At 63.2% G+C, this 15,683-nt stretch carries 15 protein-coding genes; 9 read left to right on the top strand and 6 right to left on the bottom strand.

The window, feature by feature from the left end:
- The first annotated feature begins 4 nt into the window (after positions 1-4).
- Complete coding sequence (locus FSY59_RS21555; protein WP_148729641.1) at positions 5-1,864, top strand: acyl-CoA dehydrogenase; 1,860 nt, start codon at positions 5-7, stop codon at positions 1,862-1,864.
- Between the two features lie 61 nt (positions 1,865-1,925).
- Here FSY59_RS21555 and FSY59_RS21550 read toward each other — a convergent pair whose 3' ends face one another.
- Complete coding sequence (locus FSY59_RS21550; RefSeq protein WP_050874184.1) at positions 1,926-2,957, bottom strand: patatin-like phospholipase family protein; 1,032 nt, start codon at positions 2,955-2,957, stop codon at positions 1,926-1,928.
- A gap of 274 nt (positions 2,958-3,231) precedes the next feature.
- Between FSY59_RS21550 and FSY59_RS21545 the strand changes: the two genes are divergently transcribed.
- From FSY59_RS21545 to FSY59_RS21525, 5 genes are all read left to right on the top strand, one after another.
- Positions 3,232-4,497 carry an MFS transporter gene (locus tag FSY59_RS21545; RefSeq protein ID WP_019042202.1) on the top strand — a complete coding sequence of 422 codons (1,266 nt, stop codon included), beginning with the start codon at positions 3,232-3,234 and terminating at the stop codon, positions 4,495-4,497.
- Between the two features lie 176 nt (positions 4,498-4,673).
- Complete coding sequence (locus tag FSY59_RS21540) at positions 4,674-5,180, top strand: BON domain-containing protein (protein ID WP_003053758.1); 507 nt, start codon at positions 4,674-4,676, stop codon at positions 5,178-5,180.
- Positions 5,181-5,264: 84 nt separating this feature from the next.
- A complete protein-coding gene (locus FSY59_RS21535; protein WP_148729640.1) occupies positions 5,265-6,488 on the top strand; it encodes a PLP-dependent transferase in 1,224 nt (407 codons plus the stop codon).
- Between the two features lie 223 nt (positions 6,489-6,711).
- Positions 6,712-7,509 carry a DUF2189 domain-containing protein gene (locus tag FSY59_RS21530; RefSeq protein ID WP_019042200.1) on the top strand — a complete coding sequence of 266 codons (798 nt, stop codon included), beginning with the start codon at positions 6,712-6,714 and terminating at the stop codon, positions 7,507-7,509.
- 20 nt (positions 7,510-7,529) lie between these two features.
- A complete protein-coding gene (locus FSY59_RS21525) occupies positions 7,530-7,751 on the top strand; it encodes a hypothetical protein (RefSeq protein ID WP_003053761.1) in 222 nt (73 codons plus the stop codon).
- A gap of 17 nt (positions 7,752-7,768) precedes the next feature.
- Here the strand turns inward: FSY59_RS21525 and FSY59_RS21520 are convergent, their stop codons facing one another.
- Positions 7,769-8,467 carry an arylesterase gene (locus tag FSY59_RS21520; protein ID WP_029158318.1) on the bottom strand — a complete coding sequence of 233 codons (699 nt, stop codon included), beginning with the start codon at positions 8,465-8,467 and terminating at the stop codon, positions 7,769-7,771.
- Between FSY59_RS21520 and FSY59_RS21515 the strand changes: the two genes are divergently transcribed.
- Complete coding sequence (locus FSY59_RS21515) at positions 8,466-9,146, top strand: ABC transporter ATP-binding protein (RefSeq protein WP_029158317.1); 681 nt, start codon at positions 8,466-8,468, stop codon at positions 9,144-9,146. The two genes, FSY59_RS21520 and FSY59_RS21515, sit on opposite strands and share 2 nt — an antisense overlap.
- A 99-nt stretch (positions 9,147-9,245) precedes the next feature.
- On the opposite strand, the gene sstT is transcribed toward FSY59_RS21515, so the two are convergent.
- Complete coding sequence (gene sstT / locus FSY59_RS21510; RefSeq protein WP_043373707.1) at positions 9,246-10,478, bottom strand: serine/threonine transporter SstT; 1,233 nt, start codon at positions 10,476-10,478, stop codon at positions 9,246-9,248.
- Between the two features lie 306 nt (positions 10,479-10,784).
- Between sstT and rlmB the strand changes: the two genes are divergently transcribed.
- The gene (gene rlmB, locus FSY59_RS21505; protein ID WP_019042196.1) at positions 10,785-11,555 is read left to right on the top strand and encodes a 23S rRNA (guanosine(2251)-2'-O)-methyltransferase RlmB; all 771 of its coding nucleotides are present in this window, start codon (positions 10,785-10,787) and stop codon (positions 11,553-11,555) included.
- Positions 11,556-11,639: 84 nt separating this feature from the next.
- Here rlmB and FSY59_RS21500 read toward each other — a convergent pair whose 3' ends face one another.
- The gene (locus tag FSY59_RS21500; protein WP_034400445.1) at positions 11,640-13,580 is read right to left on the bottom strand and encodes a hybrid sensor histidine kinase/response regulator; all 1,941 of its coding nucleotides are present in this window, start codon (positions 13,578-13,580) and stop codon (positions 11,640-11,642) included.
- A gap of 91 nt (positions 13,581-13,671) precedes the next feature.
- Between FSY59_RS21500 and FSY59_RS21495 the strand changes: the two genes are divergently transcribed.
- Complete coding sequence (locus FSY59_RS21495) at positions 13,672-14,472, top strand: NAD-dependent deacylase (protein ID WP_187427955.1); 801 nt, start codon at positions 13,672-13,674, stop codon at positions 14,470-14,472.
- Between the two features lie 12 nt (positions 14,473-14,484).
- Here the strand turns inward: FSY59_RS21495 and FSY59_RS21490 are convergent, their stop codons facing one another.
- Both FSY59_RS21490 and FSY59_RS21485 read right to left on the bottom strand, forming a co-directional pair.
- Positions 14,485-15,084, bottom strand: a complete 600-nt coding sequence (locus FSY59_RS21490) for a chromate transporter (protein ID WP_019042193.1) — start codon at positions 15,082-15,084, stop codon at positions 14,485-14,487.
- Complete coding sequence (locus FSY59_RS21485) at positions 15,081-15,668, bottom strand: chromate transporter (protein ID WP_003053770.1); 588 nt, start codon at positions 15,666-15,668, stop codon at positions 15,081-15,083. Before FSY59_RS21485 ends, FSY59_RS21490 begins: the two co-directional genes overlap by 4 nt.
- Positions 15,669-15,683: the final 15 nt, after the last annotated feature.

Raw genomic sequence — 15,683 nt, 5'->3', positions numbered from 1 at the left:
ATCTATGCGCCTGCGTTCCACCATTGACTTTCTGCTCTACGACTGGCTGCAGGCCGAAGGCCTGACCAGTCGCTCACGCTTTGCCGATCATTCGCGTGATACCTTTGATGCGGTGATGGATACCTGCGAGCGCATCGCGCGCGAGAAATACGCGCCCTTCAACCGCACGGTGGATCTGCATGAGCCGCAGTTCGACGGCGAAAAAGTCATCCTGCCTCAATGCACCTATGAAGCCCGCGAGGCCTATGCCGAATCGGGCATGCTCAGCGCGGCCCAGGACTACGAGATGGGCGGCATGCAGCTGCCCTATACCGTGGAGGCAGCGGCCAACTGCTTTTTCGCAGCGGCCTCGATCAGCATTGGTTCGAACATGCTGACCTCGGGCAATGCCAACGCCATCATGGCCCATGGCACCGAGCGGCAGAAAAAAGTCTTTGCCGCCAATGAGTTCAATGGCCGCTGGGCCGGCACCATGGCCTTGTCCGAGCCGCAGGCGGGCTCCTCGCTGTCGGACATCGCCACGCGCGCCGAGCCCGATGGCGTCGAGTACGAGAGCGATGCGCTGGGGCCGCGTTATCGGCTCAAGGGCAACAAGATGTGGATCAGCTCGGGCGACCACGAGATGACCGAGAACATCGTGCACCTGGTGCTGGCCAAGATTCCCGGCGCCGATGGCAAGACCATTGCCGGCGTGAAGGGCATTTCGCTGTTCATCGTGCCCAAGAAGCTGGTCGATGCCGAGGGGCGGCTGACCGGCGAGCGCAACGACGTGGCCCTGGCGGGCCTCAACCACAAGCTGGGTTGGCGCGGCACGACCAATACCTTGCTCAATTTCGGCGAAGGCAGATACCCGGTGCGCGGCCAGCATGGCGGGGGCCTGGATGGCCGCGGCGCGGGTGCGATCGGCTATCGGGTCGGCCAGCCCGGCGAGGGCCTCAAATGCATGTTCCACATGATGAACGAGGCGCGTATCTCCATCGGCATGGCGGCTTCCATGCTGGGCATGGCGGGCTACCACGCCAGTCTCGAATATGCGCAAAGCCGCCCTCAGGGCCGGCCCATAGGCGAGGGCGGCAAGGATGCGAGCCGGCCACAGTCGCGCATCATCGAGCATGCCGACGTCAAGCGCATGCTGCTGGCGCAGAAGGCCTATTGCGAAGGCGCGCTGGCCCTGAACCTGCTGTGTGCGAGACTGGTGGACGAGCAGTACACCGGCCAGAGTCAGGAGGCGGCAGAAGCCAGGCTGCTGCTGGAGGTGTTGACGCCGGTTGCCAAGAGCTGGCCCAGCGAGTTCTGCCTGGAAGCCAATTCGCTGGCCATCCAGATCCATGGCGGCTATGGCTATACGCGGGACTTCGCGGTCGAGCAGTACTGGCGCGACAACCGTCTGAACATGATTCACGAGGGCACGCATGGCATCCAGGCGTTGGATCTGCTGGGCCGCAAGGTCGTCATGGACGGTGGCAAGGGGCTGCAGCTGCTGGCGGCCCGCATCAACGCCACCATCCAGCGTGCCATGCAGCATGAAAAGCTGGCGAGCCATGCCAACCAGCTGGCGCGCGCGCTGGCCGATGTAGGCGCCGCCACCAAGGCGGCCTGGGCGAGCGGCAATCCCCAGGAGGCCCTGGCCAATGCCGTGCCCTATATGCAGGCCTTCGGCCATATGGTGCTGGCCTGGATCTGGCTGGATGTGGCGCTGGCCGTGCTGGTCATGGACAGGGATCTGGCGATTGCTGCCCATCGCGGCAGCCTGGCGGCGCAGCGCTACTTCTTCCACTACGAGCTGCCGCGCATCGGTGCCTGGCTGCAGGTGGTCAAGGCGCGCGACATGACCTGTGCAGGTATGGAGGAAGAGGCGTTCTAATCCGCGCAGCGCAACAAAAAAGGCCCGCGTCAGCGGGCCTTTTTATTGGCGAGGGCTCGGCTCAGGGCTTTGCGCAGTTATCGCTCATGCCCACCATGCCGGAGATCTTCTGGAGGCTGGAGCGCTGTTTCAGACATTCCTGATAGCTGGCTTCGGCGGCTTTTTGCTGCGCCACCTGGGTGGCCTTGGCACGTTCGGCGCGCAGCTGGGCGATGCGTTCACGAATCTGCGGCATCAGCGCCGTCGCGGCCTTCTCGCCTTCCACAATCGCATGGCTGCGCTGAGCGAAGTCGGCCGGGCCGATGTCCAGAACCTTGGGGCGGATGATGATGTCTGCGCGTGCCAGCTCGGCCTGTCCCAGCTTCTGGCCCATGATGGCAATCGACTGGTTGAGCGCGCCCAGCATATTGGCTGGGGTCTTGCCGCTGGCCTTGTTGGAGATGTCCACGGCAATCACGATGTCGGCCCCCAGATTGCGCACGGCATCCACGGGCACGGGGCTGACAATGCCGCCGTCCACATAGTGGTACTTGCCGATGGTGACGGGCTGGAACACGCCGGGCACGCTGCTGGAGGCGCGCACGGCCTGGCCCACGTTGCCACGGGCAAACACCGTGCGCTCGCCGTCTTCCAGGCGCGTGGAGATGGCGACAAAGGGCTTGGCCATCTGCTCCAGCGGCTTGCGGTGCACCTGTTCATTCACATAGTCTTCGAGCTTCTGGCCCAGTACCAGGCCGCCGGAGGACAGTTGCAGGTCGCGGATCTTGGCCTCGTCCAGCGCCACGGCTTTTTCCTGCAGCTCGAAGGCGTTCATGCCGCTCGCATAGAGCGCGCCCACCACGCTGCCGGCACTGGTGCCGGCCACGAACGAGGGCGTCAGGCCATTGGCCTCGAGCATCTTGATGACCCCGATATGGGCAAAGCCCTTGGCCGCACCGCCGCCCAGGGCCAGTCCGATCTTGATAGCGGGGGCCGAGGTGGTGGCGGTAGGCGGCTCGGGTGTCGCTGCGGTGCTGGGCGGATTGCTGCCGCAGGCGGCAAGGCCAAGCAGACTCAAACAGAGCAAAGGGCGCAAAAAAACGTTCGGGCGCATGCCGGGAAATCCTGCTGTCATTAGGGCGCAAAGTATAGCGATGGGTGCCGGAGTCGGTGATGTGCGGTTTTGCTTGTCAAAAAGCATAGCCGTCATCGCTTGCCTGTAAATCGTTTGAGGCATGTATCCCTTGTTTGGCCTATGCGCGAGCAAGCCGTGCTGCCGACAATGTTCTCATCGCAAGCAAGTGGCTGGTCCGCTCTGACGGCGCGCCAGGATGAACGCCTGTGCGTTCTGTCCCTGATGCGGGAGCGGCACCATGAAGAGGCAGCAGATGTCGCAAGGCAATACATGGCAGGTGGAAGTCGAAAAGGCACAGGCCGCAGTCTGGTGGGTGGGCTTCGGCCTGGTGGTGGGAGTGCTGGGGGCAGCGCTGATCAGCCCGCTGTATGCGCTCTACCAGCAGGACTGGCAGTTGCGGCCCAGCGATATCTCGCTGATCTATGTGCTCTATATGTGCGGCGGGCTGTGCGCCCTGCTGTTTCTGGGGCGTTTGCCCGATCGCATTGGTTTCCAGCGCGTGATGCTGTGCTTTCTGTGTCTGACGCTGGTGGGCACGCTGATCTCGATGCTGGCCTGGAATCTGCCCAGCCTGATTGTCGGGCGTTTTGTGGTGGGGCTGTCCTCAAGCCTCATCACCATCAGCGCCACCACGGGACTGACGCTGCTGGCGGCCAGCGGTGCCACCCGTCTGCAGCCTCGGCGTGTGGCCATGGTGGCCAGTTTTCTCAATGTGCTGGGCTTCGGCCTGGGGCCGCTGATCGGCGGTGTGGCCGGGCAGTGGCTGCCCCGGCCCTTGGCGACGGCCTATCTGGTGCCGCTGGTACTGGGCTGCATTGGCGTGGCCGGCGTCTTCATGCTCAAGCTGCCTGAGTCGGCGCAGCTGAATCCAGGGCGGCCCGCCCAGGCGGCGGCTTGCCTGCGCTGGCAGGACTGTCTGCCGCGGCTGACCTGGCCTGGGCGCGAGGACTCCCTGGCTTTTGCGCTGACCTGCGGCTATCCGTTCGTGGCGTTTGGCGTGTTCGGGCTCTATGCCTCCATGGCGCCGCTGTTTCTGCAGCAGATGATTGCCTGGAGCGGCCCAGTGGTCAGCGGCACGGCCATTGCGCTGATCCTGCTCGTCTCTGCGGGTATTCAGCTCTTGGCTGCCAGTCTGCCACTGCATCGCTGCGGCTTTGCCGCAATGGCGCTGCTGGCGCTCAGCAACGCCGTGCTGATATTGAACCTGCAGGCCAGATCGATGCTGCTGTTTGTCCTGGGAGTGTGTCTGACGGCGCTCGGGCATGGCATGTGCATGCTTGCCGGCATGAGCATGGTCGGCCGTCTTGCGGGGCCTGACAACCGGGCAGGGCTGCTGTCCACCTATCAGACCATAGGCTTGCTCGGCTCCATGCTGCCCATGCTGGTCGTGGGCTGGATTGCCGACCGCTGGAGCATCACGCTGGCCGTGAGCTTGTTTGCCTGTTTTGTCATGCTGTTGGCTACCCTGTTGGGACTGGCATTCGCGCGACACCCGCGCATACGGGAGGCTGCGGACTGAGGCAGGGCTTGCAGATAGTTTCTGTAAATAACAGAAAATAACATTCATTAATTAAATGTCACAAATTTGGATAAATTTGTCCTACAGGGATGCGGGAAAAGTTCGTATCCGGGCCAAAATGGGGACTGGTTACAGTTAATAGTCATGTTTTTGCAAGCATTAAGGGAGAAATCGATATGACCACTATGTTCAAGCGCTCCGCTCAAGTTCTGGCCATTACCGCCTTGGCCTTTGGCTTGGCTGCCTGCGGCAAGTCCGAAGACAAGACCGCTGGCCAGAAGCTCGATTCCGCCATTTCCCAGACCGAGAAGGCTGCGGAAAATGCAGGCACCAAGATTGAAGAAGGCACGGCCAAGGCCGGCGATGCGGCTGCCGATGCACTGGCCAAGGCTGGTGAAGCTGCTGGCGCTGCTGTGGACAAGGCTGGCGAGAAGATGGAAGAGGGCGCTGCCAAGGCAGGTGCTGCCCTGGATGACGCAGGCATCACCGCCGCCGTCAAGACCGACCTGATCAAGGCCCCGGAAATCAGTGCGCTGCAGATCAATGTGGACACCAAGGCCGGCGCAGTGACCCTGACCGGCACCGTGCCCAGCGAAGCCGTCAAGACCCAGGCCGGCGATATCGCCAAGGCCGCCAAGGGCGTGACCTCGGTCAACAACAATCTGACCGTGAAGGCTGGTTGATCCCTTTCGGCCTGCATCTCGCATGAAGCCAGAGCGCGCAAGCCCTCTGGCTTTTTTGTGCTCGCATGGCACTAAGATCAGGGCATGACCCAAGCCGACCACAAGCTTTCCACCCATCTGATTCACCATCCCTACAAGGCTCCCACGGACTTCGAAGGCCCGCAGCCGGCCGTGCACAAGGCTTCGACCGTGTACTTCGAGAACGTGCAGGCCATGCGCGAACGCCGCTGGCTGGACAAGAGCAGCTACACCTACGGCCTGCATGGCACGCCCACGACCTATGCCCTGGAAGAGCGTCTGGCTTCGCTGGAGGGGGGCCTGCAATGCCTGCTGGTGCCCAGTGGACTGGCCGCGATTGCCACGGTGTCGCTGGCGCTGCTGAGGACGGGCGACGAGGTACTGGTTCCCGACAACGTCTACGGCCCCAACAAGACCCTGACCGAAGGCGAGCTGGCCCATTTCGGCATCGGCCACCAGTACTACGACCCCATGAGTGTCGAAGATCTTGCGGCCAAGATCACGCCCGCCACCAAGCTGGTCTGGCTGGAAGCTCCGGGCTCGGTGACCATGGAGTTCCCGAATCTCGTCGAGCAGGTGCGCCTGTGCCGGGCCAGGGGCGTGACCATGGTGCTGGACAACACCTGGGGCGCGGGCCTGGCGTTTCGCCCCTTCGACCTGCTGGGCGATGGCAGTCTGGGCGTCGATGTCACGGCCCATGCACTGACCAAGTACCCCAGCGGCGGCGGCGATGTGCTGATGGGCAGCATCATCACGCGCAACCAGCCCCTGCATATGCGCATCAAGCTCGCGCACATGCGCCTGGGCCTGGGCGTGAGTGGCAACGATGCCGAGGCCGTGCTGCGCAGCCTGCCCAGCATCGGCCTGCGCTATCACGCACAGGATCGCTCGGCACGCCAGCTGGCACAGTGGCTGGCCACCCACAGTGCGGTGGCGCAGGTCTTGCACCCCGCCATGGCTGACGCCCCGGGCCATGCTTACTGGAAGCAGCTGTGCGCACAAGGCCAGGGCCAGGATGGCGTGGCTGCCGGTTTGTTCAGCGTGGTCATCGACGAACGTTTTGACCAGGCGGCCGTGGACCGCTTCTGCGACAGCCTGCGCCTGTTCAAGCTGGGCTACAGCTGGGGCGGGCCGGTGAGTCTGGTCGTGCCCTACGAGCTGCCCGAGATGCGCAGCCGTGCCACACCGCATATCAAGGCGGGGACCGTGGTGCGCTTTGCCATCGGCCTCGAAGACGCGACCGATCTGCAGGCCGATCTGGCCCAGGCGCTGCTGAAGGCTTTTGGTTGATGCTATTGAGATGAGAGCTTCTAGCGCCTGCTGATCATTGATTTCAAGGTTATTTTTTATTGAAATCAAGTATGGATGGCTGCTATAAGCTCTTATTTTTATAGTGAAGACCTATGCTTGGGCATGCGGGCTTTCCGCAATGCAGATTCAGGGTCGAGCGGGTAACTTGTTCCTGTCAGCTGCCGCCACCCAGGCGCGGCACGGGCGACAAGGAGGGTCTCGCATGCAAGCTTCCCCTGTTTCCGAAGTCAAGGCCGAGTCCGGCAATCTGCAGATTCTGCAGCTGCGCTGGAGCGAGCCCTGGCAGTGGCTGCTGCTCGGTTTGCGCGATGTGCGGCGCGCACCCATCATTGCGCTGTTCTACGGCCTGTGCTTCTGGGGCATGGCGCGGCTGCTGGCCTGGGTGTTCCGCTCCAGTCCCGAATATGTGATGTCCATGGCCAGCGGCTGTCTGCTGGTCGGACCCTTCATGGCCATGGGCCTGTACTACGTCAGCAAGCAGCAGGAGCAGGGCAAGCCCGTGCTGCTGTCGGAGTCGCTGACCTGCTGGGACCGACACCTGGCCAGCATGGGCATGCTGGTCATGGTGTTGATGGTGCTGGAGATGCTCTGGGGGCGCGCCGCCATGGTGGTGTTCGCCATCTCGTTCGACACCGGCATGCCCAGCACGGCAACCTTGCTGCAGACCCTGCTGCGCCCCGAGAACTGGGAGTTTCTGCTGGGCTACAGCGCGGTTGGCGGGATATTTGCGGCCCTGGTGTTTGCCAGCATGGTGGTTTCGCTGCCCACGATTCTCGATCTGGATACCGATGCGTTGACGGCCTGTATCACCAGCATGCGTGTGGTGGGCGCCAACACGGGCGTGATGCTGCTGTGGGGGCTGATCATCACCGTGTTGATCGCGGCCTCGCTGCTGTTCTACAGTGTGGGTCTGATCGTCATCGGGCCGCTGCTGGGCTGTGCCAGCTGGCATGCGTATAAAGCCAGCGTCCGCGCCGAAAGCAAGGAGGCCGCTGCCTGAGGCGCAATGAGGGGGATGCCATGGAGTTCTGGAACTGGTTGAAAAAAGTCTTCTCGTCTCAGTCCGGCGTGCCGGGGCGCAGCGCCGACTCGCAGCTGGCATGGACTTCGGCGAGCAGCCGCGAAGACGGCAGCGACGTCTTCAACGACAGCTATTTTTGTGGCGCGGGCAGCGGCGAGGGGGCCTGCAGCACGGATGGCGGCGATTCCGGTGGTGATGGCGGAGGCGGCGGCAGCGACTGAGGCCGCGCGGGCACCGCCTATTTCAGCAGCGGCCTGAGCTTGGGCCAGACATTGGCCAGCATCTGGGGCTGCGCCTGGGCATTGGGGTGAATCCGGTCGCTCTGAAACCACTGCTCGGCATCCGCCGCATCGCCGATTCCCGACAGCAGAAACGGCACCAGCGGCAGCTTTTGCGTGTCGGCAACCTTCTTGAACATGCCGGCGAACTGCTCGGTGTAGGTTGCTCCATAGTTGGGAGGCACCTGCATTCCCACCAGCAGTACCTGGGCTCCGGCTTCCTTGGCGGCCTTGATCATGACTTCCAGATTCTGCTGCGTGCTCTGCAGCGCCAGACCGCGCAATGCGTCGTTGCCGCCCAGCTCCAGAATCACGATGCCGGGTTCATGCTGCCTGAGCAGCGACGCCAGGCGCGCTCTGCCGCCAGCCGTGGTCTCGCCGCTGATGCTGGCATTGACCACCTTGCGCGGGTTTTTTTCATCATTCATGCGCTGCTGCAGCAACTGAACCCAGCCCTTGCCGCGCGTCAGTCCGTACTCGGCACTCAGCGAATCGCCCAGCACCAGCACCGGGCCGGATTTAGCTCCGGGCGCGGCCGCCGCTGCAATGTCGCAAGCCCCCGAAATGGCGAGCGTCAGAGCAACAGCGATACAGTGACGACGCTGCAGTGCAAACTGCGGGCTGCGATCCTTGACGTTTTTGCTATCCAATTGATTCATGTCCACAACTCTTGCCATTCCTTTGATTGCCGTTGAGCAACTGTCCAAATCGGTGAGCGATTCCACAGGCGTGCTGGATATTTTGCGGGATATCAATCTGAGCTTCACGGCCGGTGAAACTGTTGCCATTGTCGGTGCCTCGGGCTCGGGTAAAAGCACTTTGCTGTCGATTCTGGCCGGCCTCGATACCCCCAGTCACGGCACGGTCCGGCTGCTGGGCCAGGATTTGTTTGCACTCAGCGAGGACGACAGGGCGGCGGTGCGGGCCCAGAAGATGGGTTTTGTATTCCAGAGCTTTCAGTTGCTGGGCAATCTCACGGCACTGGAAAACGTCATGCTGCCGCTGGAGCTGGCGGGGCAGCGCGATGCGAGGGCGCGCGCCGCGCAGATGCTGGAGCGCGTGGGCCTGGGTCAGCGCCTCAATCACTATCCCAGGCTGATGTCGGGCGGCGAGCAGCAGCGCGTGGCCCTGGCGCGCGCCTTTGTGGTGGAGCCTGCCGTGCTGCTGGCCGACGAGCCCACGGGCAGCCTGGATTTCGCCACGGGCCAGACCATCATGGAGCTGATGTTTGCGCTCAACCGCGAGCGCGGCACGACACTGATCCTGGTCACGCATGACCGCGAGATAGCTGCGCAATGCGAGCGCAGCATCACCATCGAGGCCGGTCGCGCAGTCTAGGAAGCAAAAAGGCCTGTGTGATCACAGGCCTTCTTTCATCTGGCGCTTATCAGAAAAGCGCTTGCAGCTATCAAATCAATGGCTTTCGAGAGGCAGGCCTCATATGCGTGCCACTTCCAGTCCGGCCTTGCGTTCGGCGGCGCGGCAGGCGGCGGCGGTGAACAGCACGTCGGTCGAGGAGTTGAGAGCCGTCTCGGTAGAGTCCTGAATCACGCCGATGACATAGCCGACACCCACCACCTGCATGGCCACATCGTTGGGGATGTTGAACAGGCTGCAGGCCAGCGGAATCAGCAGCAGCGAGCCGCCTGGAACGCCCGAGGCACCGCAGGCGCAGACTGCGGAGACCACGCACAGCAATATGGCTGTGGGGATGTCCGCGCTGATGCCCAGCGTATGGGCTGCGGCCAGCGTCAGCACGCTGATGGTCACGGCCGCACCGGCCATATTGATGGTGGCGCCCAGCGGAATCGAGATGGTGTAGGTGTTCTCGTCGAGCCCGAGCTTCTGGGCCAGGGCCAGATTGACGGGAATGTTGGCGCCCGAGCTGCGCGTGAAAAAGGCGGTTACCGCGCTCTCGCGCAGGCAGGTCAGCACCAGCGGGTAGGGGTTGCGGCGAGTCTGGGTCCAGACAATGGCGGGGTTGACCACCAGGGCCACAAACACCATGCAGCCGACCAGCACGGCCAGCAGATGGGCATAGTCCTTGAGTGCATCCAGTCCGCCCGAGGAGAAGGTGGCGACCACCAGTCCGAATATGCCAAAGGGGGCCAGACGGATCACGCCTTGAATCACGCGGGTGATGGCGTCGCCGAAGTCCTCCACCATGGTGCGGGTGCTGGGGCTGGCGTGGCGCAGTGCAATGCCCAGTGCGATGGCCCAGGCCAGAATGCCGATGTAGTTGGCATTCAGCAAGGCATTGACGGGATTGTCGAACAGGCTCTGGACGACGGTGCTCAGCACCTGGCTGATCTCGCCGGGCACGCTCTGGACTTTGGGCGCTTCACGAAAGTGAATCACCGAGGGGAAGATGGCGCTGGCCGCCACGGCCACGCAGGCCGCCGCCAGCGTGCCGATCACGTAGAGCCAGAGCACGGGCTTGATCTGCGTTTCCTGGCCCGGGCGGTGGCTGCTGATGGCCGCCATGACCAGCAGCAGCACCAGCACCGGTGCCACGGCCTTGAGGGCGGCAATGAACAGGCCGCCCAGCAAGGCTGAGGGCTGGGCGGCAGCTGGCCATAGCCAGGCCACCAGGCCGCCCAGAATCAGGGCAATCACAATCTGCAGCACCAGGCTGGTGCGGTTGAACCAATCGAGCAAGGCTTTGAGCATGCTGGGTATTCGTTAAGGGATTGGAAGGGGATGCAGGCGCGCCAATCTCGTCATGCCGGGCATGAAGAGACCCTGTGCGCGAATGCAGGGGGAGCTGCAGGGCAGGCCTGCTGCCAGTCTTTCTGGGCGGCTGCGCAGCTTCATGTAAAGACTTGCACTCGGCACAAGCCATGCCGGTTCTGCCTGATGAAGCGGGTGCCGCCCGTTGGGGGCGCAGTGTAGCGGCAATGAAAAACCTCAGCTGCCAACCCAGACATGGCCCTGCGAGTCCCAGGTCTGCCGCAAACGCCGGGATAATACGGCCCCATGTCGTCCCCCAAAGTTCTTTTCGGCTTTCACGCCGTCGGCGTGCGTCTGAAGACCGCCCCTCAATCCATCATCGAAGTCTATTTCGAGGCTTCGCGCCGCGATGCGCGCATGCGCCAGTTTCTGGAGCGCGCCAAGGAGGCCGGGGTGCGTCTGATCGAGGCCGATGCCCTGCGCATTGCCAAGCTCGTCGGCTCGCATGGTCACCAGGGTGTGGCAGCACGTGTGGAAGAGGTCAAGGACACACGTACGCTCGACGAGCTGCTCGATGACCTGGAAGATGAAGGCGTGAAGGCCCCGCTGCTGCTGGTGCTCGACGGCGTGACCGACCCTCACAATCTGGGCGCCTGCCTGCGTGTGGCCGATGGTGCAGGCGTGCACGCCGTGATCGCCCCCAAGGACCATGCGGCCGGCATCAACGCCACCGTGGCCAAGGTGGCCAGCGGTGCGGCAGAGACCGTGCCCTACTTCATGGTCACCAATCTGGCGCGCACGCTCAAGGAACTCAAGGAGCGCGGCATCTGGATCATCGGCACCAGCGGCGATGCCGACAGGCATCTCTACCAGATGGATCTGACCGGCCCGACGGCGCTGGTGCTGGGGGCCGAGGGCGATGGCATGCGCCAGCTGACCCGCAAGACCTGCGATGCACTGGTCGGCATCCCCATGCAAGGTGCGGTGGAAAGCCTGAATGTGTCCGTTGCCAGTGGTGTGTGCCTGTATGAGGCATTGCGCCAGCGTCTGGCAGCAGCGGTGGCGATCAAGGCCTGAGCAGGCTAGCCAGGCCGCTGAAAGCGAAAGCAAGGCGCGACTGCGACAGCGGTGGCGCCTTTTTTGCGGGCGGCCGATCCGTTCTCAGGCGGCCGGCAGATCGGCCGGGGTCGTGCAGCCCGGGTGCAGCATGCGCTGTACGGTGCGTGCCAGCTCGCCAATATCCATGGGCTTGCTCAGTACGACATAGCGGCATTCCCGGGCCTGCGGCAGTTCGGCCTCTTCGCTGCTGGTCATGAGGACGAGCGGAATGAGAATCTGCTTGCGGGCCAGCTCCTGCTGCATGTTCGCAATGTTCAAAGGAGCCGGGAATTCATCGGCGGCAATGATGAGGTCCACCTTCATGCCGCTGTTGATATAGCGCAGCGCGACTTCGGGCAGGTAGGCGGTCACGACCTGGTAGTCCAGTCCGTACAGCACCTGGGCCATGGCATTGCGCGCGGCCAGGTCCGGCTCGATGAGCAAGATCGTTTCCTGCCGGCCTGCCGGGGTAGCCGCTTGCGGGACCTGCGCAGCAGCCGGCTGTGCACGCGGGAAGTACAGGCTCACGATGGTGCCCAGGCCCTGGGTGCTTTCGACTTCGATCAGGCCCTGGACATGGTCCATGAAGTTCTTGACCATGGGCAGGCCCAGGCCCGCGCCCTTGCCCTCGGGCTTGGTGGTGAAGAACATGTCGAAGATGCGGGCCTTGATCTCTTCACTCATGCCCATGCCGTTGTCTGCCACGCTGACCATGACATAGTCGCCCGCATGGCCGGCACGCTTGAGCAGCACGTTCTCTGCGGTCAGCGTGATCTGGCCATGTTCTTCGGTGGCATCGCGCGCATTGATGCAGAGATTGATCAGCGAGTTCTCGAAATACAGCTTGTCCACGCTGATGGGCCAGATGCTGGACGCCATGTGCAGCTGCAGTTCAGCGTTCTGGCCGACGGCCTTGCTCAGCAGAGGCTCCAGATCCTGTACCAGCGCACGGGGGTCGGCAGCGGCCAGCTGCATGGATTTGCGGCTGCTGAACCCGGTCAGATGCGATGCCAGGCTGCCCGCTTTCTGAATCGTGTTGAGGATCACGTCCACATGCTCGAGCTGCTCGGGCTCGCCCAGCTGCTTTTCCAGCATGCCGGCATGCAGGCCGGTGATGAAAAGCAGGTTCTTCATGTCGTGCGCAACACCGGCAGACAGCTGGTTCACCATGCCCATTTTCTGGGCCTGTGCGAGGTAGGTTTCAGCCTGATCCAGCGCTTGCTGTTTGAGCCTCAGCTGGTGGCTCAGCGTGGTGATCTGGTCGCGCAACTGGTTCTCGGACTGCCGGATGCTGTCTATGCCCAGATTGGCGCCGACCCAGTAGAGAATTCTGCCCTGCGCATTCTTGACCGGAGACAGCGACGAAAAAAACCAGTGGAACTGGCCGTCATGGCGCTTGATGCGCAGCCGGTATCCCGTCGGCTTTTCGGTGATCAGGGCACGCGACAGCCCGGTGTTGACGGCGGCCAGATCGTCGGGATGCACGATGTCGATCCAGATGCCTTCGCGCAGGCTCAGCGGGCGTACCTCCCGGTAGGCATACTCCTGCAGGGCCTGGTTGAACCAGGTCACTTCTCCATGGGGGGTGGCCATCCAGATCTGATAGGGGAGGTGATCCAGAAAGGCCTCGAAGCGGTTGACATGGCCCAGCCCGAGTTCGTCATCGGGCTCATGCGATGCGGTCTCGGCCTGCAATACATAGCACTGCACTGCGGGGCGCATTCCATCGTCCGGAATCGGTGAGAAATGCCAGAGCCCGGCGAGACCGGGCAAATGGGTCGTGGTTTCCCGGCCTGTTTCCATGCACTGGCCGACAGCCTTCCTGGCCGACTCGAACATCGCCAGCCCCTGCGTGGCAGGGGATTGAATGCCGGCTTGCAGCAGCCGCTGCATTGCGGGGTTGGCAAAGCGAAGTTCCAGCGTTCTGGCATCAACAACAGCCCATGCCAATGCTGCAGGCAGCATGGCTTGCTGAAGTGCGAACAATCGGCCCGATTCGTTCATGTGCTGGTGTGGTGCAATATCAGGCAGGGCAAACGCTCTGCACAGTGATTCAAGTATTCCACGTTGCAACTTGATTTTTGGGGTCATTGCCTTGGTTCAAGCACTTATTGACAATTCTTCGGCCTCCTTGGGTGCGATTGCCTGCGTGCGCCGCTGGCTGGGCGAGGCGCAGCGGCTGACCGTGCTTACCGGGGCCGGCGTCAGTGCCGAATCGGGAGTACCTACTTTCAGGGACACGGAAAACTCTTACTGGTCCCGGTTCAAGCCCGAGGAAATGGCCAGCGAGGCGGGGTATCGCCGCGATCCGGCTCATGTCTGGCGCTGGTACCAGCACCGGCGATCCCTGCTTGCCAGGGCGGCTCCCAACGAGGGACATCTGGCGCTGGCGCGCTGGGCAAGGCAGCATCCCGGGCAGATGACGCTCGTCACGCAGAACGTGGATGGGCTGCACCAGCAGGCGGGCAGCGAAGAGGTGCTGAGTCTGCATGGTGAGCTGAGCAGGAATCGCTGGCTGAATCGCCGCTGTGCGTCATGCGATCTCGAGCATGCTGTCCCTGGCGAGCCGCCGCATTGTGCCGCCTGCGGCAATTTGCTGCGGCCTGCGGTCGTCTGGTTCGGCGAGTCTTTGCCTGGCCAGACCTGGGCCAGGGCAGAGCAGGCGGCAGAGCAATGTCAGCTGATGCTGGTGATAGGCACATCGGGCGCCGTCTACCCGGCCGCAGGTCTGGCCAAGATTGCCAGGCGCAACCGGGCCCGCGTGGTCATTGTCAACCCGCATGCCAGCGAGCTGGACCCGGTGGCTGATCAGATGATCGCGATGCCGTCGGCGCTGGCGCTGCCCTTGCTGCTGGCAAGTCCCGAGGATGGCTTGCAGCCGGGACAGCCCTGCTGACTCCTGCCTCTACTAGACCCAGCCCAGCGCACCCAGCGCCGCACCGGCAGCCAGCAGCCACAGCAGATGAATGCGGGTGCGCCATACCAGCAGGGTGCACGCAAGGCTCAGCAGCCATAGCTTCCAGTCCTTGCCTGGGCTGCCGCTGGCGCTGCCCAGCAGCCAGCCAGTCGCCAGCAGCAGTCCGATCACCAGCGGAGCCATGCCTTGCTTGAAGGCACGCACGCCGCGCTTGTCACGGTTGCGCTGGCCCCAGCGCGAAGCCTGCCAGGTCAGCAGCGAACTGGGCAGCAGAATGCCCACCATGCATACGGCAACACCGAGTGCACCCAGGCCCCAGGCAGCAGGGCCGGTGCCTCCACCTGCATTCAGTCCCACGTTCCAGCCCAGCAGGGCGATGAACAGCACGTTGGGGCCGGGGGCTGCCTGGGCAATGGCGATGGAACTGGTGAACTGGGTTTCCGACAGCCAGTGGTTGCCGTCGACCAGATAGCGGTGCATATCGGGCGCGGCGGTGATGGCGCCACCCACGGCCATCAACGACAGCGTCAGGAAGTAGACAAGCAGATGCAGCCAGTCCACGGTCTGCAGATCGATCACCAGGGTGTTCATTCCAGGCTCCGATAGGTCAGCACGCAGCCGGTCGCGCCCACCAGCAGCAAGGCCCAGAACAGCGGCAGGCGCAGCACGGCAACCAGCACAAAGGCGGCAATGGCCAGCCCTGCGCAATACCATTTGCCCAGCGGGTGTTTGCGCAGCGTGCCGGCCAGCTTGAGGCCCATGCCTGCGACCAGTCCCGCCGCCACGGCACCCATGCCGCGCAGGGCGCCGGCCACGGCCGGATTGGCCGCGAACTGGGAATAGACCAGAGTGAGGCTGATGACCACCAGCATGGGAAAGGTCAGCATGCCGCACAGCCCCACGAGGGCACCGCGCCAGCCGAAGTAGCGTTCGCCCAGCATGATGGAAAGATTCACCACATTGGGGCCGGGCATGATCTGCGCCACGGCCCAGTCCTCCATGAACTCCTCATTGCTCAGCCATTGGCGCTTTTCGACCAGTTCGCGCTGCACCACGGCCAGCACGCCGCCAAAACCCTGCAAGGCCAGAAAGGTCAGCGACCAGAAAAGTTCGCTCAGATGGGCTGGGCGTGGCCGCTGGGCTTGCGGCAAGGATGGTGGGGCGGGTGCGCTCATTGAAACGGCCTTGGG

This window comes from Comamonas sp. Z3, assembly GCF_008121565.1.
GTDB lineage: Bacteria > Pseudomonadota > Gammaproteobacteria > Burkholderiales > Burkholderiaceae_C > Comamonas > Comamonas brasiliensis.
The sequence above is the reverse complement of the archived record's forward strand: the minus strand, read 5'-3'. Positions and strand labels throughout refer to the sequence as shown.